General features: G+C 38.3%; 19 protein-coding genes and 1 pseudogene. 11 read left to right on the top strand and 9 right to left on the bottom strand.

Annotated features, from left to right (window positions below; all coding sequences use genetic code 11):
* Nucleotides 1–15: 15 nt before the first annotated feature.
* A complete protein-coding gene (locus B806_RS0113095; RefSeq protein ID WP_017387162.1) occupies nt 16–417 on the bottom strand; it encodes a MerR family transcriptional regulator in 402 nt (133 codons plus the stop codon).
* Between the two features lie 65 nt (nt 418–482).
* Between B806_RS0113095 and B806_RS0113090 the strand changes: the two genes are divergently transcribed.
* Complete coding sequence (locus B806_RS0113090; RefSeq protein WP_017387163.1) at nt 483–1,124, top strand: cation diffusion facilitator family transporter; 642 nt, start codon at nt 483–485, stop codon at nt 1,122–1,124.
* A 56-nt stretch (nt 1,125–1,180) separates the two neighbouring features.
* Here B806_RS0113090 and B806_RS0113085 read toward each other — a convergent pair whose 3' ends face one another.
* Nucleotides 1,181–1,783: a LysE/ArgO family amino acid transporter gene (locus tag B806_RS0113085; protein WP_005070532.1), complete on the bottom strand. Its 603-nt coding sequence runs from the start codon at nt 1,781–1,783 to the stop codon at nt 1,181–1,183.
* A 105-nt stretch (nt 1,784–1,888) separates the two neighbouring features.
* On the opposite strand from B806_RS0113085, the gene B806_RS0113080 reads away from it, so the two are divergent.
* Nucleotides 1,889–2,779: a LysR family transcriptional regulator ArgP gene (locus tag B806_RS0113080; RefSeq protein WP_017387164.1), complete on the top strand. Its 891-nt coding sequence runs from the start codon at nt 1,889–1,891 to the stop codon at nt 2,777–2,779.
* Between the two features lie 2 nt (nt 2,780–2,781).
* Here the strand turns inward: B806_RS0113080 and B806_RS0113075 are convergent, their stop codons facing one another.
* Both B806_RS0113075 and rsmI read right to left on the bottom strand, forming a co-directional pair.
* Complete coding sequence (locus B806_RS0113075; RefSeq protein ID WP_017403146.1) at nt 2,782–3,168, bottom strand: hemin receptor; 387 nt, start codon at nt 3,166–3,168, stop codon at nt 2,782–2,784.
* Nucleotides 3,169–3,267: 99 nt separating this feature from the next.
* Nucleotides 3,268–4,104, bottom strand: coding sequence for a 16S rRNA (cytidine(1402)-2'-O)-methyltransferase (gene rsmI, locus B806_RS0113070; RefSeq protein WP_017387166.1), 837 nt, complete (start codon nt 4,102–4,104; stop codon nt 3,268–3,270).
* Nucleotides 4,105–4,313: 209 nt separating this feature from the next.
* Between rsmI and B806_RS0113065 the strand changes: the two genes are divergently transcribed.
* The 3 genes from B806_RS0113065 to B806_RS0113055 all read left to right on the top strand — a co-directional run bounded on the left by B806_RS0113065 (nt 4,314) and on the right by B806_RS0113055 (nt 6,369).
* Entirely contained in the window at nt 4,314–4,715 is a 402-nt protein-coding gene (locus B806_RS0113065) for a YraN family protein (protein ID WP_017403145.1), read from the top strand.
* Nucleotides 4,716–4,794: 79 nt separating this feature from the next.
* On the top strand, nt 4,795–5,502 hold the full coding sequence (locus B806_RS0113060; RefSeq protein ID WP_002117601.1) for a BON domain-containing protein: 708 nt from the start codon (nt 4,795–4,797) through the stop codon (nt 5,500–5,502).
* Nucleotides 5,503–5,505: 3 nt separating this feature from the next.
* Nucleotides 5,506–6,369: an alpha/beta hydrolase gene (locus B806_RS0113055; protein ID WP_005070519.1), complete on the top strand. Its 864-nt coding sequence runs from the start codon at nt 5,506–5,508 to the stop codon at nt 6,367–6,369.
* Between the two features lie 28 nt (nt 6,370–6,397).
* Here B806_RS0113055 and nudC read toward each other — a convergent pair whose 3' ends face one another.
* From nudC to dnaQ, 3 genes are all read right to left on the bottom strand, one after another.
* Nucleotides 6,398–7,141 (bottom strand): NAD(+) diphosphatase, encoded by a 744-nt coding sequence (gene nudC, locus B806_RS0113050; RefSeq protein WP_017387168.1) that lies wholly within the window; start codon nt 7,139–7,141, stop codon nt 6,398–6,400.
* Nucleotides 7,141–8,784, bottom strand: coding sequence for a hypothetical protein (locus B806_RS0113045; RefSeq protein WP_017387169.1), 1,644 nt, complete (start codon nt 8,782–8,784; stop codon nt 7,141–7,143). The genes nudC and B806_RS0113045 overlap by 1 nt, the downstream gene beginning before the upstream one ends.
* A gap of 130 nt (nt 8,785–8,914) precedes the next feature.
* Nucleotides 8,915–10,294 carry a DNA polymerase III subunit epsilon gene (gene dnaQ / locus B806_RS0113040; protein WP_017387170.1) on the bottom strand — a complete coding sequence of 460 codons (1,380 nt, stop codon included), beginning with the start codon at nt 10,292–10,294 and terminating at the stop codon, nt 8,915–8,917.
* 233 nt (nt 10,295–10,527) lie between these two features.
* On the opposite strand from dnaQ, the gene B806_RS0113035 reads away from it, so the two are divergent.
* From B806_RS0113035 to B806_RS0113010, 6 genes are all read left to right on the top strand, one after another.
* Nucleotides 10,528–13,743, top strand: coding sequence for a LysM peptidoglycan-binding domain-containing protein (locus B806_RS0113035; RefSeq protein WP_017403144.1), 3,216 nt, complete (start codon nt 10,528–10,530; stop codon nt 13,741–13,743).
* 15 nt (nt 13,744–13,758) lie between these two features.
* A complete protein-coding gene (locus B806_RS0113030; protein ID WP_017403143.1) occupies nt 13,759–15,594 on the top strand; it encodes an extracellular solute-binding protein in 1,836 nt (611 codons plus the stop codon).
* Between the two features lie 31 nt (nt 15,595–15,625).
* A complete protein-coding gene (locus B806_RS0113025) occupies nt 15,626–16,678 on the top strand; it encodes an ABC transporter permease subunit (protein WP_017403142.1) in 1,053 nt (350 codons plus the stop codon).
* Nucleotides 16,678–17,688, top strand: a complete 1,011-nt coding sequence (locus B806_RS0113020; RefSeq protein ID WP_017403141.1) for an ABC transporter permease — start codon at nt 16,678–16,680, stop codon at nt 17,686–17,688. The genes B806_RS0113025 and B806_RS0113020 overlap by 1 nt, the downstream gene beginning before the upstream one ends.
* Nucleotides 17,663–19,258, top strand: coding sequence for a dipeptide ABC transporter ATP-binding protein (locus B806_RS0113015; protein WP_086230356.1), 1,596 nt, complete (start codon nt 17,663–17,665; stop codon nt 19,256–19,258). Before B806_RS0113020 ends, B806_RS0113015 begins: the two co-directional genes overlap by 26 nt.
* A gap of 190 nt (nt 19,259–19,448) precedes the next feature.
* Entirely contained in the window at nt 19,449–20,693 is a 1,245-nt protein-coding gene (locus tag B806_RS0113010; protein ID WP_017403139.1) for an NADH:flavin oxidoreductase/NADH oxidase family protein, read from the top strand.
* 5 nt (nt 20,694–20,698) lie between these two features.
* Here the strand turns inward: B806_RS0113010 and B806_RS0113005 are convergent.
* Nucleotides 20,699–21,382: pseudogene (locus B806_RS0113005) on the bottom strand (glutathione binding-like protein).
* A gap of 229 nt (nt 21,383–21,611) precedes the next feature.
* Entirely contained in the window at nt 21,612–23,726 is a 2,115-nt protein-coding gene (locus tag B806_RS0113000; protein ID WP_017387178.1) for a TonB-dependent siderophore receptor, read from the bottom strand.
* Nucleotides 23,727–23,788 lie beyond the last annotated feature (62 nt).

Raw genomic sequence — 23,788 nt, 5'->3', positions numbered from 1 at the left:
ATGCTTTTTTTATTTTTAAGGTGCATTTTGAAGTTCTTTCAAAATCCCGCATTCATCTACTGTTCGATTGGTAGAACAGTGCTGTTTTAAATCAATTAAAGATTCTTTTAAAAGTAATAATCGTTCGATTTTTTCAGATACTTCTTTTAAGTATTTATCGACTAAATTATCAATTTCTGTGCAGGCCTGTTTAGGCTGAGTTTTCATTTCTTTTAACGTTTTAATATCACTCAGTGAAATATTTAATTCACGGCAATGCTTAATAAATAAAAGGTCTGCAAGTGTTTGTTCGGTGTAAACACGATAATTATTTTCTGAGCGCTGAATACGGTCCAGCACACCTACTTTTTCGTAATAACGGATCGTATCAATTGGAATATCCGCTTTTTTTGATAATTGACCAATAGAAAGACTCATAAGACTTGACTCTGGAGCTACTCGAGGGTTTTTAATCACTATAAAAGAGTTTTTGAGGAAATAAAATGGCTGGATGTGGTTGTGCTTCAACATGTTCTCCTTCAAAGAAAGTGAGTCCGCGTTTTAGAAAAGCTTTATGGATTGCACTTGTAATCAATGCCTTAATGTTCGTGGTGGAAATATTGGGAGGTTATAAGGCCCAATCTGTTTCACTTTGGGCAGATGCATTGGACTTCGCCGGAGATGCAGCAAACTATGCATTATCTTTAGTCGTTCTTTCGATGAGTTTATATTGGCGTGCGACAGCGGCACTACTTAAAGGAATAACGATGGCGGCTTTCGGTGTTTTTGTCATTGCGAAAGTGATCTGGTCGTATTTTTATGGTGTTTCACCCGAACCAATGGTGATGGGGGCAATTGGTGTAATGGCTCTAATTGCTAACGTTTCTGTGGCGCTTATGCTTTATGCATTTCGTGATGGTGATGCCAACATGCGCTCTGTTTGGTTGTGCAGTAGAAATGACTCAATTGCCAATATTGCTGTAATTTTAGCGGCGGTTGGGGTATTTGGAACAGGCAGTGTATTTCCTGATTTGATTGTTGCCTTTGTCATTGCATACTTGGGTGTATCTTCTGGTTATGCTGTTATAAAACAGTCACAACAAGAAAGAAAACAGGCAAGAGTTATAGTTGCCAGTGAAGCGTAATACTCAAGAGTAATAAAAAAGGATCTTTTATATGATCCTTTTTTTATTTTAAGCCGTTAAAACAAGAGAGTTATAGCGATACTCCACATGACGCAACCAATAAGGAAATCTAAAATTTTCCAAGCTTTGGGATTAGTAAATAGTGGCTTTAATAATCTTGCACCATAGCCCAGACTAAAAAAGAAAACCCAAGAGGCAAGAATGCTCCCCAAAGCAAAACTCACTTTGTCTTCAAGCTGAGTTGCAACTGAACCAATCAGAACAATAGTGTCTAAATACACGTGAGGATTAAGCCAAGTAAAGGCAAGACAGGTCACTAATGCTTGGGTTAATGTTTGTTTTTGACTGCTATCAAGGTCCATACTTTGGGTAGTCTTAAATGCAGCATAAAATGCTTTAGCACCGTAAACTAATAAAAATGTTGCCCCTAAATATTTAGCTACGGTAATTAAGATAGGTGATGCCGTCATGATTTCGGCAAAACCTAATACACCACAGGCAATTAAAATTGAGTCGGACAGAGCGCAGATTAAACACAACCAAAATACATATTGCTGTTTAAGTCCTTGTTTTAGGACAAAAGCATTTTGAGCTCCAATTGCTACGATAAGCCCACTGCCAATACCGAAACCTTTAAAAAATATACTAAGAGAGAACATAACAATAAGGTGAAAAAATCAGATGTGGGAATTATCTGACTTTTTATTAAAAAATAAGTAAAATTAAGAATATTTAGGTTTGGCTAAAAAAAATTTAGGTTTGATATGTTAGATAGCAAACAATGTGAAGCCTTTCTTGCAGTCGCAGAATTGGGAAGTTTTGATGCGGCAGGGGAGCATTTATATATTACACCCTCGGCAGTGTCCTTACGCGTACAGGCTTTAGAAAAGTATTTAGGACAAATTCTAATTATACGGGGGCGCCCTTGTGTGCTCACTCAAGCGGGGCAAACTTTATTGCAACATTTACGTCATACGAGGTTAATGGAGCAAAATTTATTACAAGGTTTAATGGGGAAATCATCAGAATCTGAATTTTATAAAATTGCTCTAGCTTCAAATGCAGATTCATTAGCTACTTGGCTTTTACCAAATATTCAGCAAACGCTTTTTAAAGAAAAAATAGTATTAGAACTAAAAATTGATGATCAATCTCACACGCACACTTTATTGGAAACAGGACAAGTCAATGCCTGTATTTCGGCAGAAGAGCAGGTCATGTCAGGTTGTTTAGCTCAACCACTAGGAAAAATGCGTTATAAAATGTTGGCCTCTGCTGAATTTGTAAATAAATGGTTCAGTGCTGGACTGAATAGAGACGCATTAAGAAAAGCACCAGCAGTTATTTTTAATCATAAAGATTTAATGCATTCAGAGGTTCTATTAAAAGGATACGGTTTACCGATGCAAAGTTATCCTTATAGTTTTATTCCAGCAACAGATGCTTTCGTCAAAGCAATTCAATTAGGTTTAGGCTATGGCATGGTGCCTGAGTTGCAGGTTCAGCCACTACTCGGAAATGGAACACTTGTTGATATTATGCCTGAAGCCGAACTTGATGTTCCTTTATATTGGCACCACTGGAAAAGACAGTCACAGCAACTTGATGTATTAACTGAAACAATTGTTCAGTCAGCAAAAAAGATATTGAGATAAATTTAAGTCCGTGAGCGGGCATAAAAATTTGAAACATGCTGAATATAAAACTCTATATCTTGTGTTGAGTAACCTAAAAGTTGTCCGATTCTACGGTCAAGTTCTAAGCGATCTTCGAGTTGAGTCTCCTTTAGTGATTTTTCAATACATAACACAAGTTCATTTAAATCTGCTAAAGGAGCATTTTTATAGATCAGCATAATTGAAAATGGTAAAGGTAAAGAGGTTTCAATATCTTTACTCAGCATAGATAAAGTACCTTGCTCGAGATGCTCTAAAAACTCGGTAGGTAATAGATCATAAAACAAAGCGATAGGTTTCTCGCCTGAAAGTAGTAATTCTAGTTCACACTCTTCATGCGGCCCAAGTTTTCCAAACTGTACATTCATGTAAATACTCTTATTTTTATCTTTAATATTATTATGCAAAATTCATGCACAGTGATGATGTAGAATATTTATTATTCATCACTGTGCTTAATTAAAAGATTAAGATTGTGTTAACTCAAGCGCACGTTGATAAGCGACTTTTTTCTTAACTCCTGTTAAATCAGCAGCCAGTTGAGATGCCGCTTTAACAGATAAATCTTGAAGTAAGCGCTTTAAAAGTTCATCTAGTTTTTCTTGTTCCAGATCTGTTTTTTCTGGCGCACCGCCAACTACAAGAACAATTTCGCCTTTTTCTTGGTTGTGATCATTTTCTATAAAACTGACCAAATCTTTTAAAGTCATTTTTTTGATGGTTTCAAAGGTTTTGGTAATTTCACGTGCGAAACCTACAGGACGGTTTTCACCAAATACCTCAGCCATATTTTTTACACATTCTAAAATACGGTGTGGTGCTTCATAGAAAATTAAGGTCTGAGTTTCATTTTTGAGTTTTTCTAATTGAGAAATACGTTGAGAAGCTTTTGATGGCAAAAATCCTTCAAAACTAAAACGATCGCTCGGTAGACCTACTGCACTTAGAGCGGCAATTGCAGCACATGCGCCAGGCACAGGAACAACTTTAATGCCATGTTCTTGAGCAGCTCGAACTAACTTAAAACCGGGGTCACTAATAAGCGGTGTACCCGCATCACTAATTAAAGCAATATCATCGCCTGCAAGTAATTTTTGAACTAACTGCTCAATTTTATTACTTTCATTGTGATCATGACATGCAGTTAGTTGAGTCGATATATTATAGTGCTTAAATAATTGTGCTGATTGACGCGTATCTTCGGCAGCTACAATAGAAACTGATTTTAAAATATCAATTGCACGGAAAGTCATATCATCTAAGTGCCCGATTGGGGTGGCTACAACGAATAACTGAGCACTCATTTGGTTTTACTCCGTACAGATAAACAATTTTAATGGGGTAGTTTACCCGAAATTATGATTTGGGCGTGAACAATGTCTGCCAACCTTTGCTTTTCCAAAATGATCTGATTTTCATTTGTTCAATTTAGATCAGAAAGTACGGGTGGATTTAACGAAATAATTTAAGCATCAAAATATGTATTGCTACTTTTAATTTGGGGAAGATAAGAATGCTATTAGCGCAGCAGTTGGGTAAATGGGCAGAGCAAACGGCTTTAAACCTGTTACAAAAGCAAAACTATGTATGGGTAACCAGTAATTACTATTCACACCGTGGTGAGGTGGATTTGATTGTTAAAAGAGGGCAAGAGCTGGTTTTTGTTGAGGTAAAGGCGCGTACTATAGGAAATTATGGACAGGCTTGCGAAATGGTGACAAGAGCAAAGCAGAAGAAAATTATTAAAACCGCGATGCTTTTTTTACAGCGCTACCCATCTTATCAGGATTTTTATTGTCGTTTTGATGTGATTTGTTTTGATTTTCCACAGAAAATTGCAAAAACAGTACAGCAAGACTTTTCAAATTTCCATTATGATCTGCAATGGATCGAAAATGCATTTACTTTGGATTAAGAGTTCATTACTCTTTTGAGCAAATTAAAACCGATGTTTTATGATCAAGCCAAGAAGAGATTGATAGGAGTCTGGTGGAGTGTTGAAACGTATTGCTGTAACAGCGCTTTGTGTCGCAAGTTTGTCAGGTTGCGCAAGTTTTATTTCTGGTGGAACAGGTACAGCTCCAGTCGGAACAGATAGTGGTGTACGTAGCTTAGGTCAGGTATTCATTGATTCTTCAATTAAACGTACAGCGAATATTAACCTCTATAAGCTTGATCAGCGTTTTAAACAATCACGTATTAATATCGAAAGTTTCCATAGTACTGTTTTATTAACAGGACAAGTGCCAGACCCATACTTGAAACAATTGGCAGAAGACAATCTTAAAGCCATGAGCGATGTGAAAGCTGTACATAACTACATTACCGTGGGGAATAAGGTCAGCTATAACACGATTATGCAAGATGCGGGTGTAACAGCCAATACACGTGCTCTATTAATGAAAGCGCCAGTTGTGTCGGACAGTAAGGTTCTCGTACACACCGAAGACGGCGTACTTTATGTCATGGGACGTTTAAATACTGCTGAAATTAATGATTTAAATAATGTGCTTCAAAATGTTGGTAACGTAACCAAAATTGTGACACTCATTGATAACGTTGATTTAGCACCTGCGCCAGCGGCGAGTACTGCTAGTGCAACGACTACACCAATTATTAATAACGTCATTGCTCAACCAACAGTTCAAACTCCTGTTGCAATTGATCCTGACCAAACAGATCCAGCTTCGAATGCACAGTAATTTATGAATCTGATTGAACAACTACAAAGTAAAATTGAACAGGCGCGAACTCTCTATAAAGAGTTCCGCCTTTATGATTTGGGGAGTTTTGCTTTAAACCGTTTTACGCCAAAAGATGGTTTTGAACAGGTCGCAAATGTACGTTATGGTCTAAAGCCGCGTCACCGTTTGGATATTTACCGATCTGTTAAAAAACTAGCACATCAGCCTCTTATTGTTTTTGTACATGGTGGTGCTTGGCAACATGGTAATAAGCGAGATTATCTTTTTATTGGTGAGACGTTTGCTAAAGAAGGCTATGACGTTGCAGTTATCAACTATCAATTAGCTCCTAAAAATATTTTTCCGAGTTTTGTTGATGACCTGACACAGGCACTGAATTATTTACATCAAAACCAAGAAAAACTAGAAATTTCTACAGAAAATGTTGTGCTTATGGGGCATTCAGCAGGGGCATTTAATGTAATGTCTGCTGTTTATCACCCAACGCCAAATCCTATTCAATGTTTAGGAAATATTAAGGCGATTTTCGGTTTAGCTGGACCTTATCATTTTGATTATAAGGGGGACCCACTAGCTGAAGATGCTTTTGATCAAAGTATTTCTTATCAAGAAGTGATGCCATACTATTTCGTCAATCAAAATAGTATTAAACATTACTTACTCATGGCTGAAAATGATCAGCTTGTTGGCAAAGAGAATACGTTGGATTTGGATCGGGCTTTAAGACAGAGTGGAAATCACAGTCATATCGCTGTGATTCCTAAAACTGGACATATTACAATTTTGGCTAGTCTTTCTAGCTTTATTAGCCACTATTTCAGAACGAAAAGAACGATCTTACATTTTCTCGAAGAAGTGTTTTAAACGAGAGTCTCGTTTAAAACACGGCAGATTACCCAGCTTGGGTAATCTGCATAATCATTGAATGAGCAATACTTCCTTTAAACGGAATCTCAGGTAATTGATCAATTTTGAAGAATTGGGCATCTGCAATTTCTTCTTCTTGAAGCTTAATTTCACCCGACTCATATTCTGCCCGAAATGCCACCATAAGATTACTTGGGAATGGCCAAGGCTGGCTGGACATATATTGAATATTTTTGAGTTTTAAACCTACTTCTTCAAAGGCTTCACGTTGTACTGCTTCTTCAAGTGTTTCGCCCACCTCAACAAAACCTGCAATCAAACCATACATATTGGTTTTGTTATGAACTGACTTAGCCAGCAAAATTTCATCATCACCACGAGTAATGACGGTAATAATGCAAGGGTTTACACGAGGATATTGGTGGTAGCGACAAGAAGGGCATACCATTGCATATTCGGTTGGGTGAACTTCTGTTGGATGTCCACAGTGGCTACAAAACTTATGGTTTCGTCGCCATTCAAGTAATTGAACAGCACGGCTTGCTTGCAAAAACTGTTCTTTCGACCAGCTGGTAATAAGCTGGCGAATTGGAACAAGCTGTAAGCCTTCGGGGATAGGTTCCTCAGCAAGCAAGTCACGTGCAATGACTTGCTCATCATGAGTGAAAAGTAAATCACTTGCTAACTTTTCGACTTTGGGTAGTTGGAAATTCTGGTCAACCAGTAATTGTTGATGATGGAAAATATAAGCAAGTGATAATTCAGACATTAAGCTGCCTTTTTTTGAAGTTGTTGACTACTCGACAATGCTACATTAAACATGGATTGTAGAACAGGTTGTTTATTTTTTAAATTGTCAACTAACATGTCAATGCCTGCCAATACGTTAAAAATACAGTGAATTTGGTCTGTATTAAAAGGCTGGCTTTGTTCAAGTTGCTCTTGAACAAATTGGGCAGTTTGGAGTAAAGCATGTTGTTGAGTCGTGCTTCCTAAAAATTCGGCTGCACCTGCTAACTCTTTTAATGAACCTGCAATGGCTTCAATATTTTGTGTTTGGTCATTGGCATACAACGTAAGACTCTGACAGATAAAATCAATTAAATTTTTTGTCTCGGTAAGCAAAGCTTGATGAGCTTCATCAAGACGATCTAAAGAAATAGCCGTATTATTCACGCTAAGTTGTAGACGATTTGATGTGTAATTGCGTACTAAAATACCAATTGAGTTCATGGCAGATAAAATACTGTTCATCAGCTGCTGAGCATAGTTTTCGTCACTTAAAATGTTAAGTTGACTTAAACTGCTGGCTTGTTGAGAAAGAGCAGATGCGGCTTCATCAAGGTTTAGAAGTTTAAAGGTATATGCCAGTTGTAAAAGGCTCGCTTGTAGTTGTTGTGCTTTTTCAGGCGACATATTTTGATAGTTGTATTCAATATCGTTCCGCACCTTATTCATTTCATCCAAGATTAATTGGCTGACTGTGTACATCGTGTCAAAGTCCGGACCAAAAAGATGGCGACTTAAAACGAGTAATTGAGTATCAGTCGGTGTTTCATCACCAATATGAAGTTGATTACGAATATAGTGAGCAATCTCATCTTCTTGAGCGATGACAATACTTAAAATATCTGCGAATGCCGCTGAATTAGGTTCAAAACTTTCGGGTGTTGTCAAAAATAGAGCAATATGATTTTCAATATTAATCAGTACACGTAGGCGTGAATCATTTAAAAGTAGGTCATCAATATGGTTAAAAGCGTAATTGACGAGCTGCCAATATTTTTGGCTTGGCTGAGTATTCGCCATGCTGACCAAATAGGTTGCAATAAGTTTAAAGGCTTGAAAATTCTGAGCTGAGGCTGTCTTTTTTAAAAATTGGTGTAGAGATAGTTTGTATAGTTGATGGATGAACTGAGTTTTTTCACTAATTAATATTTCAGGCAAGGGCAGTTCAAGCGAAGTATTTGCAAGTAAAGGAACAATAGCTTGTCCCGATGTAGTTAGAGGCTTATTTAAAGCCAATTCTAAATTATTTAAGGTCGTAAGAAGAAATTGTGGAACTTGTATTTCACGCAAACAGATAAATTCAATATAGCGCTTTACCATGGTCGTGCCTTCGCTTAGGGCAACCACATCATCCGTATTAATTTGGGTTGGATTCGCAATAATTTTTTGCATCAACTCAGTTGAATATTGAGTGATTTTTGCAAGATAAGGAACATCAATTAAGCGTAGAACTTGAGTACATTGTTTAAATTGTTCTAATGCATCATCAATACCAAAAGGGAGAGCCTGTTCTTCAATTAAGGTACTTACTGCACCTTCAACCAGTTTTATTGAACGATCAATTTCATGTTTAATGATGAGTAAAGCTGTTGGATCGAAATGAATCGACGTATGCTCAGACATAAACGTTCCCCTTTGCAAAAAAATCAATTGTTATATTCGTAGTGCTCAATACTTTGAGCTAAAAATCTATGCGACTAATATAACTTAACTTACAAAGGGGAAAAGCTAAAAACACTAAAGAATCAAAAATTTATTTTGCAAAAAGGCAAGGTTCTCCGTGTTTTTCCTCATATTCTTTGACCCAAGTCTCATGTATATTTAACTCTTCATCTGAAGGGTAAATTACAGGAAGGTCAATTTGAACTCTGCTTCTATTGGTTGTTTGCTGGCTATTTTCACTCTGAGATAAGGCATCTATATCAAAAGAAACCTGACCACCAGTCATTGCCAAGTAGACATCAGCAAGAATTTCAGCATCGAGTAACGCGCCGTGGAAAGTACGGTCACGTGCTGGAATTTCATAACGTCTTACAAGCGCATCAAGGGAGTTCTTTTGTCCCGGATGTTTGTTTTTCGCTAAAGCTAAAGTATCCGTTACCTCACATACTTCAGAAAGTGCAGGAAGCCCTACGCGTTTAAACTCCATATCAAGGAAGTTCATATCGAAGGTCGCGTTATGGGCAATAATCTCTGCACCTTTGAGATAGTCAAATAAGGTGTCAGCAATGTCCACATAGAGCGGTTTATCTTTTAAGAAATCATCACTGATCCCGTGGATGTTTTCTGAGTCTCCCACTGGTTTTTGTGGGTTAATATAAATATGAATCGAGCTACCCGTAAGCTTACGGTTAATCATCTCAATCGCGCCCACCTCAATAATGCGGTCGCCATCTTGGAAATAAAAACCAGTAGTTTCCGTATCGAGAATCAGTTGTCGAGGACCTTGTAATTTTAATTTGGCTTCGGTCACAACGATTTGAGGATGAATGTTATTGGTTGGCTGCTTACTTTCTTGTTCGGCAGTTTCAACTTCAATAATTTCTTCGGTTACTTCAAGCATTTCAACTTCTTCAGATGCTTCAAGATGAATATTTTCTTCTTCTGTTGCGTCAGCCAGATCAAACCCGAAAGGGTCATCTAGCAGCCAGTCCTGTTCAGGCTTTTTTATATCTTGCGATACAGTGGCAGACTGTGGTTGCTTGAGTTCTTTCGCAGTTTTGTCTGCACCTAAATTAGCAAGCTGGTCTGCCATTTCATTGCCAGGGTGTCCTGCGTGGCCTTTAATCCAGTTCCACTCAATATTTCTACCTGCACAGACAGCATCTAATTTCTGCCAAAGGTCAGGATTTTTTACATCTTTCCAGTTTTTCTTTTTCCAGCCATGAATCCACTCGGTAATACCTTGCTTCACATAATTTGAATCTGTCCAGATAATCAAATGTGCATCGGTTGGGCAAAATGAAACACCTTCAATGGCAGCAGTGAGTTCCATACGGTTATTGGTCGTATCAGGCTCACCGCCAAATAATTTATGTTCACCCTGCTCGGTAATGACATATGCGCCCCAACCACCTAAACCCGGATTGCCACGACATGCACCATCAACATACAGTGTGATTGTTTGAGACATTAATCGAAACCTAAACTAAAAGAAAAAGAACTGAATATGGTGTATTGTATACGCAAAAAGTTCGGTTCCATCGTATCAAAGCAAGGTTTTTTTAATTTCTTGTAACATTTCCATGCAAATGACATTAAATTATTGCCTTGTCTATCTTGCATGCTTTACTACAATGGCATCGAAGACCTAGGGTTTGTGGGCAGACCCCAAAAAAATATTACGCGAGTTGTTTGGAAGTTTTTATGTATAAACCAACCACATTTGTGTGGCAGCCATCTGCAGCATCATTGTTTAAAATTACCGTACTTAGCTCTGCGTTAGCTGCGTTGGGTATTACAACAGGCTGTTCATCGACTCCGCAATCTGCAAAAACCTCAAAATCGAAACAGGTCAGTGGTGCAGGTTATTTAGATGCGAGTAGTCTTGATTCATTGGAAGACTTACTTTCAGCAACTGATATGCGTGCTGTAGAGGGTGACCGTCTGCTTATTTTAAAGCACGGTGATGTCTGGAAACGTATGTCTGTTGGTTTCAAAATGGATTTGAACCATTGGGATTCACGTATTGAAGCTCAGCGTAGTTGGTTTATTTCTCGTCAGCCTTATCTTGATCGTTTAAGTGCCCGCGCAAGTCGTTATTTGTACCATACAGTTAAAGAAGCTGAACGCCGTGGTTTGCCGACAGAACTTGCACTCTTACCTGTAATTGAAAGTTCATATGACCCAGCTGCAACAAGTAGTGCTGCAGCAGCAGGTTTATGGCAGTTTATTCCGAGTACTGGCCGTATTTATGGCTTAAAGCAAACAGGCATGTATGATGGCCGTCGAGATGTTGTTGAGTCGACTCGTGCTGCCTATGAGTTTTTAGGAAGCTTATATAATCAATTCGGTTCTTGGGAGCTTGCTTTAGCAGCCTATAATGCTGGACCGGGACGTATTCAACAAGCAATTAACCGAAATCAGGCAGCAGGTTTACCAACTGATTATTGGTCTTTAAAATTACCTCAAGAAACCATGAACTATGTTCCTCGTTTCTTGGCTGTTGCCCAAATTATTAAAAATCCAAAAGCTTACGGTATTTCTTTACCACCAATTGCAAATAGACCCCATTTCCGTGAAGTGACTTTATCTGCACCTTTATCTTTAAATGAAATTGCTTCTGTAGCTGGATTAAGTCGTTCGGAACTCTATGCATTAAACCCGGGATATCGTGGTGAAATGGTAGACCCTGCAAGTCCAATGCGTATCTTGATTCCAGCAGATTTAAGTCCTTCAATTGATAATAAATTAAAAGGTATGAAGTCTGGCGGTGGTTCAGGTTGGTGGGCAAATGTGACTTCACCATCCAAGCCGGATGTAAGTGCTTCAACATCTGTGACAATTAAAACCACGCCTGCAAATCAGGTTCAACCAGTTAAACCGTCAACACCTACTAAAACAACGAGTAGCTCTACCACGGTAAAAACTTCAACTCCTCGTGGGTCTGATGCTTTAGCCGCGTTTGCAGCTTCGGCTGATGTACCAAGTGCTCCACGTATTCCTGTTGCTGTGACACCTGCGGCAAATATTAAGCAAGTGAAGACAGAGCCACCAATCTCGGCTGCAGAACGTGAAAAGATTTTAGCGGCAGTTCGAGCTGAAGGTGAGAAAGAAACAGTTCAACAAGCTTTAGAGCCACAACCAACGCAGGCTGAAAAAGATCAAGTAGTTGCCGAGTTGAAAGCTATTGCACCACAAGGAACAGAAATTGTTGATCCTTATGATGGCAAAATTAAGTTAACTGCGATTCAAACAAGTCAGTCAGTTGCAGAGCAACAAGGTAAAGAAGTAAGTAAAGGTTTTGCATATCCAAAAACTTTAGCTGAAGACGTGACTGTAGCTAATTCTGAAGATGGGCAGCGTAATAAAGACAAGCCTTACATTAAAACTGACACAGATGTAGTGGTTGTGCAGCCTAAAGGCAAACGTAGTACCTATACAGTTTTACCGGGTGATACTTTAGCCGTTATTGCGATGAAAAACGGCGTAAACTGGCGCGATGTTGCTAAGTGGAACCAGATTGATCCTGAAAAGACGTTATATGTTGGTTCAACGCTTTACCTTTATGATGCTAAGCCACAAGAAACTCAAACGACTTCAAAAAGCACAGCTAAACCAGATGTATATGTCGTTCAGGCTAACGATAGTTTAAGCGGCGTGGCTAACCAGTTTAATTTGTCAGTAAGACAATTGGCTGAATATAACGATTTATCAGTGACTGATGGCTTATTCGTTGGGCAAAAACTACAGTTAAAAGAACCAAAAAATAGTCGCTCAAGTGCTAAAGCAGAACCGAAAGCTGTTCAGGCAAGTGCAAAACGTATAGCAACTAAGAGCTATACTGTGAAGCGCGGTGAATACCTTAAATTGATTGCAGATCGTTATGCGCTCTCTAATCAGGAACTTGCTGAATTAACACCGGGATTAACTGCGGGCAGTAACTTAATGGTAGGCCAAAAAATTAATGTGCCTACACAAGATATTTCTGTAGATGAAGTTGCTGAAACTAAGGCTTCTAGTAAATCTGAGAAAGCATCAGCAAGTGTTTCTTATAAAACAGAAGGCTATAAAGTACAACGTGGTGATACTTTATCGAGTATTGCAACTAAATCAAAAATTAGCCTAGCTGAGTTAGCCGAGTTAAATAACTTAAAAGCAAATAGCCATGTGCAGCTTGGTCAAACTTTAAAAGTACCGGCAGGCTTAAGTGTTCCTGAACAATACGTTGTACAGTCTGGCGATAGTTTAAATGCTATTGCGAGTAAATATAATTTGCAAACAAGCTATTTGGCTGACCTAAACGGTTTGTCTCGTACTGCTGGTTTGCGTGCTGGTCAACGCTTAAAACTAACAGGTACGGTTGAAGAAGTGCCAACTAAATCTTCTAAAAATACTAAAGAAGAAACACCAGAAACTTATACAGTTAAATCGGGTGATAGCTTAGGTAATATCGCTAATCGCTACCACTTACAGCTGGACTACCTGGCTTCACTAAATGGTCTTTCACGCAACAGTAGCGTTCGTGTGGGGCAGCGTTTAAAGCTAACGGGTGATGTGCCTACAGTTGAAACAGCTAAAGCAGATACTAAGTCTTCAACTAAAACGGTTGCCGCTGGTAAAAATACTGAAAGATATACGGTTAAATCTGGTGAGTCTTTAAATAGTATCGCGAGCCGTGCTGGTATTTCAGTGCGTGAACTGGCTGAAATGAATGCATTAAAAGCAAATGCTAACTTACAGCGCGGTCAGAATATTGTGATTCCAAAAACTGTCGTGGAATACAAAGTGAAGCGTGGTGATACTTTAATCGGTCTTGCGAGTAAATATGGTTTAGAAACCAATTTCTTGGCTGAGCTGAATAATTTGACACCTTCTACTCAGCTTCGCATTGGTGATGTGATTAAAGTGCCTAATTTGTAAAATAATTAGCCACTTATGCATAAATTAAATTTTCAACTGAGCCTGCTAGTCGGGCTCAGTGTCATTTCCCATAGTGTTTTTTCTGCACAACAAACCAATTCATATATAGCGATTCATTCTAAGCCTAAATATTTAGAAATGATGGCTATGCCATATGCAAACCCTAATGCACCTAAAGGTGGCCTATTAAGTCAGGCAGCTCAAGGAACTTTTGATAACCTCAATAGTATGAATGGGAAAGGGAATGCTACAGAAGGCGTTAATTATCTTTTTGATACCTTAATGACTCAATCACTTGATGAGGTTGGAGTTTTATATCCGCTTTTGGCTCAGAAAGTGAGTTATGACCCAGAAAAAACGCAATCAGTGACTTTCTATTTAAACCCTAAAGCGCGTTTTAGTAATGGACAGCCGGTCACTGCGGCGGATGTTAAATTTAGTTTTGATGCCTATCAGACTAAATCTAATTTAGGTTTGCAAATGTACCTTGCTGATTTAGCAAAAACAGAAATAATAAACGCCCATCAAGTAAAGTTTAGTTTTAAGTCTATACATAACCCTAAAATGCCATTCATTTTGGCAACCTTACCCATTTATTCAAAAGTAGATTGGCAAAAAAGAGATTTTAGCCGAATTACCTTACAACCGATTGTTGGTTCGGGACCTTACGTGGTTGAACGAATTGATCCGGGCAGAAGCATCAGTTATAAACGAAACCCGAATTATTGGGCAAAAGATTTGCCTATTAACAAAGGGCGTTATAACTTTGACCGCTTGAGATATGTTTATTATCGAAATTGGGATATTGCTTTTGAAGGATTTAAATCTGGGCAATACACTTTGCATGAAGAAACTAATCCTAAAAAATGGGTAACTGATTACCGGTTTCCAGCCGTAAAAGCAGGGTTGGTTACTCAATATAAGTTTCGTCACCATAATCCTATTGCCACTGAAAGCTATGTTTTTAATACACGACGAAAACCTTTAAATGATATTCGTTTTAGACAAGCTTTAACCTATGCTTATGACTTTGAATGGCAGAATAAAGCTTTGTTTTATGGACAATATCAGCGCCTACAAAGTTATTTTGAAAATAGTGAATTAGCAGCAACAGGTCGACCTTCAAAAACTGAATTAGAGTTGTTAAAACCGTTATTGCTTAAGTTATCTCCACTTATGCAACAAGGTGTTTTAGCAAACTGGAAATACCCAGTGTCAGATGCGAGTGGATTTAACCGTCAGAATTTATTAACTGCGCGCCAATTGCTTATACAAGCTGGCTATAAAATTAAAGAAGGGCAGCTATTTACACTTGAGGAAAAGAAAGTTCAGCTTGAGTTTTTAATTCAGCAAGATGGTAAACAACGAACACTTCTACCTTTTATTCGTAACTTAAAAAAATTAGGCATTGCTGTTAATTTACGTCAGGTTGATGCTCCGCAATATTTAGAACGAACTCGCCGTTACGATTTTGATATGACCACAATGAATTTGCCGCAATCTCTCAATCCGGGAAATGAACAAACTCAGTTCTGGGGGAGTGTAGCTGCAGCTCAGGATGGAAATTACAATTATGCGGGAATTCGTAATCCAGTAATTGATCAAGTGATTGCAAAACTCGTTGCGAGTAAAAGCCGTGAACAACAGCTTATTTATACTCGCATTCTCGATCGATTGCTTAGAGCTGGTTATTATCAAATCCCGACCTATGGTAAAGGTGAAAACTGGTATGCTTATTGGAATATGTATCAACAACCTAAAGTTAAACCAGCACTTTCTTCTGGGATAGAATATTGGTGGAGTGATGCAAACAAAGCCAAAAAAGTTGCCAAATATTTACATCAACAATAAAAAGCACCTGCCATAAAGGAAATCCTGTCATATGGGTTCATATATTCTCAAGCGACTTCTTTTAATGATTCCCACATTGTTTGTCATTCTATTGATTAACTTTGTGGTTGTGCAAATTGCACCGGGTGGGCCAGTTGAGCAAGCAATACATCAGGCACAAAGCGATTTGGGAATTGGTCGTGCATTGAGTGCAGAAACTTATTATCAAGGTGCGCAGGGGTTAAGCCCTGAAATGGTTGAGCAAATTAAGGCTCAGTACGGCTTTGATCGTTCTGCTCCTGAACGTTTTTTTCTAATGTTAAAGGGCTATTTAACTTTAGATTTTGGACAAAGTTTCTTTAAAGATAAATCTGTCGTGCAATTGTTATGGGAAAAAATGCCTGTTTCCATTTCACTTGGGCTGGTGAGTACTTTTCTCATTTATCTCATTTCTATTCCTCTGGGAATTAAAAAGGCAAAGCAGCAGGGCTCTTGGTTTGATCGGTCCACTTCTTTAGTGCTTGTGGTGGGGTATGCTGTACCAAGTTTTGTATTTGCCATTTTGTTAGTTGTTTTTTTTGCAGGTGGGTCTTATTTTCAATGGTTTCCACTACAAAACTTAGTCTCAGATAACTTTCATCAACTCAGTCTCTGGGGCAAAGTTAGCGATTATTTATGGCATATGACTCTGCCACTCATTACGATGGTATTAGGCGGTTTTGCCAGTTTAACCTATTTAACTAAATACTCATTTTTAGAAGAACTCAATAAGCCCTACGTTTTGGCAGCCTATGCAAAAGGGTTGGACAGCCAACAGGTCTTATATAAGCATGTCTTTCGTAATGCCATTTTAGTTGTGCTCGCAGGATTGCCAGAAGCGTTAGCAGGTATTTTCTTTGTAGGTAACCTGTTCGTAGAAATTATCTTTCATCTAGATGGGGTGGGTTTGTTGGGCTTTGAAGCCATTGTTCAGCGTGATTATCCTGTTATTTTTGGTGTTTTATTTTTCTTTACTTTATTTAGCCTAATTTTACGTCTCATTTGTGATGTGTTGTACCAATGGATTGATCCACGAATTCACTTTGACGCACAAGGAGGCAAATAATGTCTTTAATTGTGCGGACACGATTACAGCGTTTTAGACAGCATAAATTGGGCTGGGCAAGCTTTATTTTATTTAGTCTGGTTTTAGTTTTGTCATTAGCCGCGGAGTTAATTGCTAACGATAAACCGCTTTTAGTGAAGTATGAAGATTCTTACTATTTACCAGTGTTAAAAACTTATCCTGAAACTGCGTTTGGTGGGGTGTTTGAAACAGAAGCTGACTATAAAGACCCCGCCGTACAAGCGCTTATTGAAGCTAAAGGATGGGCAGTTTGGCCCCTCATTCAATTTTCATATCAAACTCCCAATTTAGATTTGGCAGTTCCTGTGCCATCACCACCTTCCAAGCAAAACTGGTTGGGAACAGATGATCAAGGAAGGGATGTTCTTGCGCGTATTCTTTATGGCTTAAGAGTATCGTTGCTTTTTGGCTTGGCCTTAACATTTTGTTCTGCTTTATTTGGAATTACGGTAGGCGCTATTCAAGGTTACTATGGTGGCTGGGTCGATTTATTGGGGCAACGTTTAGTTGAAGTCTGGAATGGCTTGCCCATGCTTTTTATGGTCATGATTTTAGTCAGTATGTTTGTTCCAAATGTATATTGGCTATTTTTCATTATGTTGTTTTTCGGCTGGACTGTTTTGGTGGGCGTTGTTAGGGCAGAGTTTTTAAAAGCTCGCCAGTTTGATTACGTTCGTGCAGCCCAAGTTTTGGGAGTGACTGAACACGCGATTATTTTTAGGCATATTTTGCCAAATGCGATCAGTTCGAGTTTGTCTCAGTTACCTTTTATTTTAACAACTAACATTAGCGCTTTAACTGCTCTTGATTTTTTAGGATATGGTCTACCGCCAGATGCGGCCTCTTTAGGTGAATTATTACTACAAGGTAAAAATAATTTAGATGCGCCATGGCTAGCAATTTCAGGCTTTCTTAGTCTGGCGATTGTTCTTTCACTTTTAATTTATATTGGGGAGGCGGCTCGTGATGCTTTTGACCCAAGAAAATAATTTAAATTCCGCTTTAGCATTATTAAAAGTAGAGCAACTTTCGGTTCAAACTAAAGACAAAAACGTTTTATTAGAAGATCTAAGTTTTTACTTAAGTGAAGGTGAAACATTGGCTATTGTGGGCGAAAGTGGTTCAGGTAAATCGATGAGCTGCTTAGCAATAATGGGCTTGCTACAAGAAAAATTAGAAATAACGGGTCAGGTCTGGATTGGTTCACAAAATATGCTTGAGCTAGATGAAAGAGCTCAATCAAATTTACGTGGTCGACAAATCGCAATGATTTTTCAAGAACCTGCTAGTGCTTTAAATCCGCTCCATCGGGTTGAAAAAATTATAGGGGAAAATCTTCTTTTATCTGGGTTTTCAAAACTTGAAGTCCGGCAGCAAATATTTGAACTGTTAAAAGATGTGGGAATTGTTGAACCAGAACAAATTTTAAACCGTTATCCGCATGAGATTTCTGGTGGGCAAAGACAACGTGTCATGATCGCGATGACATTGGCACTTCGGCCTAAAATTTTGATTGCTGATGAACCTACTACTGCGTTGGATGTGGTTTTACAGATACAGATTTTAGAGCTATTAAAATCTTTGCAAAGCAAATATGGGATGGCACTTATTTTAATTAGCCATGACCTCAATTTAGTACATCGCTATGCTGAGAAACTTATTGTATTGCAAAGTGGGCGTGTGGTGGAGCAAGGTGAACTGAGCCAAATCTTTGTAAATCCTAAAACTAGTTATACAGCACAATTATTAGATCATGATTTTGGAAGTGTAGAGTCTAGACCCGCTCATCAGAATGTTTTATCAGTTCGACAGCTCAGCGTGCAGTTTCCTATAAGAAAAGGAATTTTAAATCGCATTCAAGGATATTTCACCGCAATAGAAGATTTGAGTTTTGACCTTGCTCAAGGTGAAGCACTTGGGGTAGTTGGTGAAAGTGGTGCGGGTAAGTCATCTTTAGCCCTCGCTTTGGTTCAGCTTATTCAGAGCAAAGGACAGATTGTTTTCTTAGGTCAAGATTTAAATCAGTTACAGCCAAAAGCCTTGCGTTTGATGAGATCAGATTTTCAACTTGTATTCCAAGACCCATTTGGAAGTTTAAACCCGCGTATGACAGTAGGGCAGATTATTGCTGAAGGATTGAAAGTGAAAGCAGTAGCTGATAACGAGATCAAACAGCAAGTTGAATCTGTATTGGTAAAAGTTGAATTGGCTGAAGATTTTCAACACCGTTATCCTCATGAACTTTCAGGTGGACAGCGTCAACGTGTCGCCTTAGCCAGAGCTTTGGTGGTGCAACCGAAACTTTTAATTTTGGATGAACCTACCTCTGCCTTAGATCGGACCACGCAAAAAGCCATGATCAAGTTGTTGAGACAATTACAACAAACTGAGCAGTTAAGTTATATTTTCATTAGTCATGATCTCAATATAGTAAAAGCACTTTGCCACAAAGTGATGGTATTACATCATACAAAAGTTGTTGAATATCAGGAAACTGAACTTCTATTTTCTAAGCCTCAGACTGAATATACCAGACAGTTGATTGGAGCATCTTTTTAAAATAAAGATCCTTAATTAATTGTTTTTTAATAAAATAATTAAAATTTTTATTTTATGCAAAAAGTTGCATATTTTTATATTCTTTAAAATTGACATGTGCTATTGTCAGTTATCGATTATGACTTGACATGCCCAATAACTCATTTAAATTAGAGTAATTGCTCTAAAACTCAAAGAACAGAGGTTAACCATGAACCAGATTGCTCAACCCATCACAATTCGCAATACCACCTTTAAAAACCGAATTATTAAAGGTGCAATGAGTGAAGCACTTGCAAATTATGAAGGCCAACCGAATGACTTACATTTGGGTCTATATGGTGCATGGGCAAAAGGTGAGCTTGGCTGTGCAATTACTGGTAATGTCATGGTAAATGCCGGCGCAAAAAATGAACCAGGTGTTGTTGTTATCGAAAATGAACGTGACCTAGAGCGCTTAAAAGAATGGGCGGCATTAGGTAAAAAATATGGCATGGTGCAGTTGATTCAATTGTCGCACCCAGGTCGTCAGTGTCCAAAAGGCTTAAATAAAGAAACTGTAGCGCCATCAGCGGTACCTTTTAGCCCAGCTTTAGCAACCATGTTTGGAACGCCACGTGAACTTACTCATGATGAAATTCTAGATATTATTAAACGTTTCGCGACAGCAGCTCATATCTGTGAAAAAGCAGGTTTTGAAGGGGTGCAATTACACGGCGCACATGGTTATTTAATTAGTCAGTTTTTATCGCCATTAACCAATAAGCGTACAGATCAGTGGGGCGGTTCAGTTGAAAATCGTAGTCGTTTTTTACTAGAGGTTTATAAAGCGGTACGTGAAGCGACTTCAGATAATTTTATCATTTCAGTGAAGCTTAACTCGGCTGACTTCCAGCGTGGCGGTATTAGTGAAGAAGATGTGATTTCAGTGTTTAAAGTAGTGGATGAAGCTGGTATCGATTTAATTGAAATTTCAGGCGGCACTTACGAAGCACCAGCAATGGCTGGAGCTAAGGCAGACAAACGTAAAGTAAGTACGATTGCTCGTGAAGCATATTTTTTAGATTTTGCTGAAAAAATCCGCCAGCATGTTAAGTGTAAGCTTATGGTGACAGGAGGCTTCCGTACTGTAGAGGGCATGAATGCTGCACTCACAAGTGGCGCATGTGACTTTATTGGTATTGCTCGCCCATTCGCAGTAGAAACCGATTTAACAGAACGTTTAATTGCAGGGCAAGACGTGCGTTATGCCGTAAAGCCGATTAAAACGGGCTTACCTTTTGTCGATAAAATGGCAATTATGGAAATTATTTGGTATGCAGCTCAATTTAAAACCATTGGCAAAGGTAAAAAGCCAAATCCAAAACTTTCACCACTGGTGGTGTTTTTAAATTATGCCAAAGGCAATATTAAAGCGGTGATTCAAGGACAAGTTAATTCACGTAAGTCTGCGTAGATAAATTACCAAGCCTTAGTCCAGTAAGCTTTAAATGTAGAAGCAGACCATCGGCCTTTAATTAAAGCATTTTTAAAGGCAGGTCTGTTTTCTATTTGGGCAAGATAACGGTTTATATGTTTAAACTGTCTATAATTTGGTGAGCAACCTAGTAATGGAAACCACATCAAAATATCAGCAGTAGTAAACTGATCTCCGGCAAACCATAAGTGATGCTCTAAATGTTCATCAATCATTCTCATTTGTTGTTGTAGTGATTGATTGAGATAGCCTTAATCGAATCCATATTTTAAAAGTTTAGGAATGAAACGGATCGGAAAAGGTGTACGTTGTGCAATTTGGTGAAAGATTTGTTTGAGTACTAAATCAGGAATGAATGTTGCCTCACAATAATTTTTCCAATAATAAAAATTTTGGAGTTGTTGGCTTGATAGGCTATTCGGTCCCAATTGTGGGTGTAAATGAGATAGGTAATCTAGGATTGCTGAGGTTTCAGCTAAGACTGAAGTCTTTCCTTGTTCAATAATTTCGATAGTTGGAAGTTTTGATAATTGATGAGGTGAGTTTTTATCTTTGCTTATAACTGAATGATCTTTAATAGTGAGCTCATAGTTGAGTTCTAATTCTTCTAAAAACCAAATGATGCGTTGAGAGCGCGAATTTTTTAAGTGAAATAATCGAATTTGCATGTCATGTCTAAATTATAGTTTTGATCTATGTTGAGTATAGAACATAATTTAATTATAAAAATATTTATAAATCAGTAAATTATATTTTTTATATAAAAGTAGCTTAATAAAAAGCCACTGCCTTAAAAATGGAGTGGCTTTTTAGTGTTTGATATCCCTAACGAGATCTGACCTACAAGTTTGTCGCCTTGAAGAGACTAGCGTATATCAGATCTTTTTATAGTTCGGTTTAGAATGTATAGCTCATACCCAATTGAACCGTACGTGATTCACCCGGATAAGCATATAAATTGAAAGCACTTTCATCATAAACTTTGTCAAAAATATTTTTCAGATCTAAGGTAAGACGAAGTTTTGGTGTCGCTTGATAGTAAGAAACCAAATCTGTAACCGCATAACCTTTCATGGTGTAAGTACTATTTGCTGTTTGTCCTGCACGCTTATCAATATATTTTTGATTAATTCCTAGACCTAAACCTTGTAAAGGACCATCCTGAAACTCATAGATATTTAAAAGATTAAAACTATTCTTTGGAATATTGGCTAAGGTGGTTCCTTTTTTCAAAGTATTGTCTTTGCTGACTTCTGCATCTGTATAGGCATATCCACCAATAATTTTCCAAGCTGGAGTAATTTGCCCAGCAATATTTAGCTCAATACCTTGACTACGAACTTCGCCAGCAGCAACTTTATAGGCTGAATCTACAGGATCTAGAGTTAAGACATTTTCTTTTTTTGCATAAAAAATAGCAGAGTCAACCGATAGCATATTGTCGAGTGCTTGCCATTTAAAGCCTAACTCGTAAGCCATGCCTTCTTCTGGGTCAAAACCTTCTCCATTACGGCTAGCACCATTGTTTGGTTTAAAAGATTTTGCAGCATTGCTATAGATTGAAAGGTCATCACGAGCTTTAAAAACCAAACCTAAACGTGGAATAAATGCATTGTGACTAGTATCCCAATTTGCAGTATTCGGTAATAGGTTTTTGTAATCATGTTCGTAGTGCTCAAAACGTAAACCCAGTAGCGCGCTTAAGCGCTCATTTAAATCGATTTGGTCTTGTACAAAAAGGGCGGTTGTTTTTAAGTTTTCACGATCATGTGTCGTAACCCGATTAAGCTCAGGTAGCGGTTGGCCTAAAACAGGATTATAAATATTAATAGGATAACTACCGACATCACCACTTGATCGAATAATGTATGACTTGTAATCATAATTTTCATATTCAAGCCCAGTCACTAAGGTATGTGCTAATCCTAAAAGCTGGAAATTACCTGTTAAGTTAATTTGGGCATCGGTATCTTGCCATTTTAATTCGCGATAGTTGTAATTTCGCCCTAATGTTTCTCCGTCATTTTGAATGCCATTTGCCTCTACTGCATAGCCATGCAGTTTGCCATTTAAATATTGCACGCCAGCATTCAGCTTCCAGTCATTCCCAAGGTCGTGCTCGACTCGTAATTGAGTCATATTGTTATCATTGTAGAGTCGGTTGTTGTATTTACCTGTTTCCCACAAATAGGTTTCGGGTGAACTATTAAAAGACTTCTGGCCTGCATAACGTGTTTGGCCACGATCAAGTGGATGCTGATTTCGTAATATATCCGCTTCAAAAGTAACTTTTGTTGCGTCAGAAGCTTGCCATTGGATGACTGGTGCAATTCCATATCGTTTGGACTCGACATGATCACGATAACTATCACCACCTTCTGAAATCACATTTAGGCGATAACCGATATTTTCTGCATTCGGGATAGTACCTGTTGTGTCTACCGTAGTGCGATATAAACCTTCACTGTTAAGCTGAGCACCTAAAGTGGTTTGTTGTTCAGACTTTGGTGTTTTAGAAATTAAGTTAAACGTACCACCCGGGTCACCACGACCATATAAGCTAGAAGAGGGTCCACGTAAAACGTCTACACGTTCAATAGTGTTGCTATCTGGAGCATTTGGATAACCACGGTTAATTGGGAATCCATTACGATAAAATTCACCGCTAGTGAAACCACGAAGGTTAAAGCCTGTTAACCCTTGACCACCAAAGTTATTAGCACGAGTCACACCGCCAGCTAAATCAAGCGCTTCAATCAAACGTGTTGCGCCAATATCTTCAATTACTTTTTGAGTTACTACACTGACGGATTGAGGCGTATCTTTTAATGCGACTTCACTACGTGTTGCGCTATTTGAACTATCGACTTTATAAGCTTGGTCGGCAGCTTGTTGGGCTTTAATCTTAATGGTAGCGAGCGTTGTTGAGGAATTATTGGTTTCTGCGAAAGTACTTGAGATACAACAGAGTTGAGCGATGCTCAGGGAGAGGAGGCGAAGCTTAAGATCCATTTAAAACCTTGTTGATAATAAATATAAGTATAAAAATAAGAATTATTATATTGTAAATCTAT

Source organism: Acinetobacter sp. TG2027 (genome assembly GCF_000302435.1).
GTDB classification, from domain to species: Bacteria; Pseudomonadota; Gammaproteobacteria; order Pseudomonadales; family Moraxellaceae; genus Acinetobacter; species Acinetobacter pittii.
The sequence above is the reverse complement of the archived record's forward strand: the minus strand, read 5'-3'. Positions and strand labels throughout refer to the sequence as shown.

What these genes read in the sequence shown, in the direction of transcription:
- B806_RS0113080 (WP_017387164.1), top strand. Translation starts at nt 1,889, where the DNA reads ATGTTAGATAGCAAACAATGTGAAGCCTTTCTTGCAGTCGCAGAATTG.
- B806_RS0113055 (WP_005070519.1), top strand. Translation starts at nt 5,506, where the DNA reads ATGAATCTGATTGAACAACTACAAAGTAAAATTGAACAGGCGCGAACT.
- B806_RS0113025 (WP_017403142.1), top strand. Translation starts at nt 15,626, where the DNA reads ATGGGTTCATATATTCTCAAGCGACTTCTTTTAATGATTCCCACATTG.
- rsmI (WP_017387166.1), bottom strand. Translation starts at nt 4,104, where the DNA reads ATGAGTGCTCAGTTATTCGTTGTAGCCACCCCAATCGGGCACTTAGAT.
- B806_RS0113075 (WP_017403146.1), bottom strand. Translation starts at nt 3,168, where the DNA reads ATGAATGTACAGTTTGGAAAACTTGGGCCGCATGAAGAGTGTGAACTA.
- B806_RS0113045 (WP_017387169.1), bottom strand. Translation starts at nt 8,784, where the DNA reads ATGTCTGAGCATACGTCGATTCATTTCGATCCAACAGCTTTACTCATC.
- B806_RS0113000 (WP_017387178.1), bottom strand. Translation starts at nt 23,726, where the DNA reads ATGGATCTTAAGCTTCGCCTCCTCTCCCTGAGCATCGCTCAACTCTGT.
- B806_RS0113090 (WP_017387163.1), top strand. Translation starts at nt 483, where the DNA reads ATGGCTGGATGTGGTTGTGCTTCAACATGTTCTCCTTCAAAGAAAGTG.
- B806_RS0113010 (WP_017403139.1), top strand. Translation starts at nt 19,449, where the DNA reads ATGAACCAGATTGCTCAACCCATCACAATTCGCAATACCACCTTTAAA.
- dnaQ (WP_017387170.1), bottom strand. Translation starts at nt 10,294, where the DNA reads ATGTCTCAAACAATCACACTGTATGTTGATGGTGCATGTCGTGGCAAT.
- B806_RS0113035 (WP_017403144.1), top strand. Translation starts at nt 10,528, where the DNA reads ATGTATAAACCAACCACATTTGTGTGGCAGCCATCTGCAGCATCATTG.
- nudC (WP_017387168.1), bottom strand. Translation starts at nt 7,141, where the DNA reads ATGTCTGAATTATCACTTGCTTATATTTTCCATCATCAACAATTACTG.
- B806_RS0113030 (WP_017403143.1), top strand. Translation starts at nt 13,759, where the DNA reads ATGCATAAATTAAATTTTCAACTGAGCCTGCTAGTCGGGCTCAGTGTC.
- B806_RS0113085 (WP_005070532.1), bottom strand. Translation starts at nt 1,783, where the DNA reads ATGTTCTCTCTTAGTATATTTTTTAAAGGTTTCGGTATTGGCAGTGGG.
- B806_RS0113095 (WP_017387162.1), bottom strand. Translation starts at nt 417, where the DNA reads ATGAGTCTTTCTATTGGTCAATTATCAAAAAAAGCGGATATTCCAATT.
- B806_RS0113020 (WP_017403141.1), top strand. Translation starts at nt 16,678, where the DNA reads ATGTCTTTAATTGTGCGGACACGATTACAGCGTTTTAGACAGCATAAA.
- B806_RS0113065 (WP_017403145.1), top strand. Translation starts at nt 4,314, where the DNA reads ATGCTATTAGCGCAGCAGTTGGGTAAATGGGCAGAGCAAACGGCTTTA.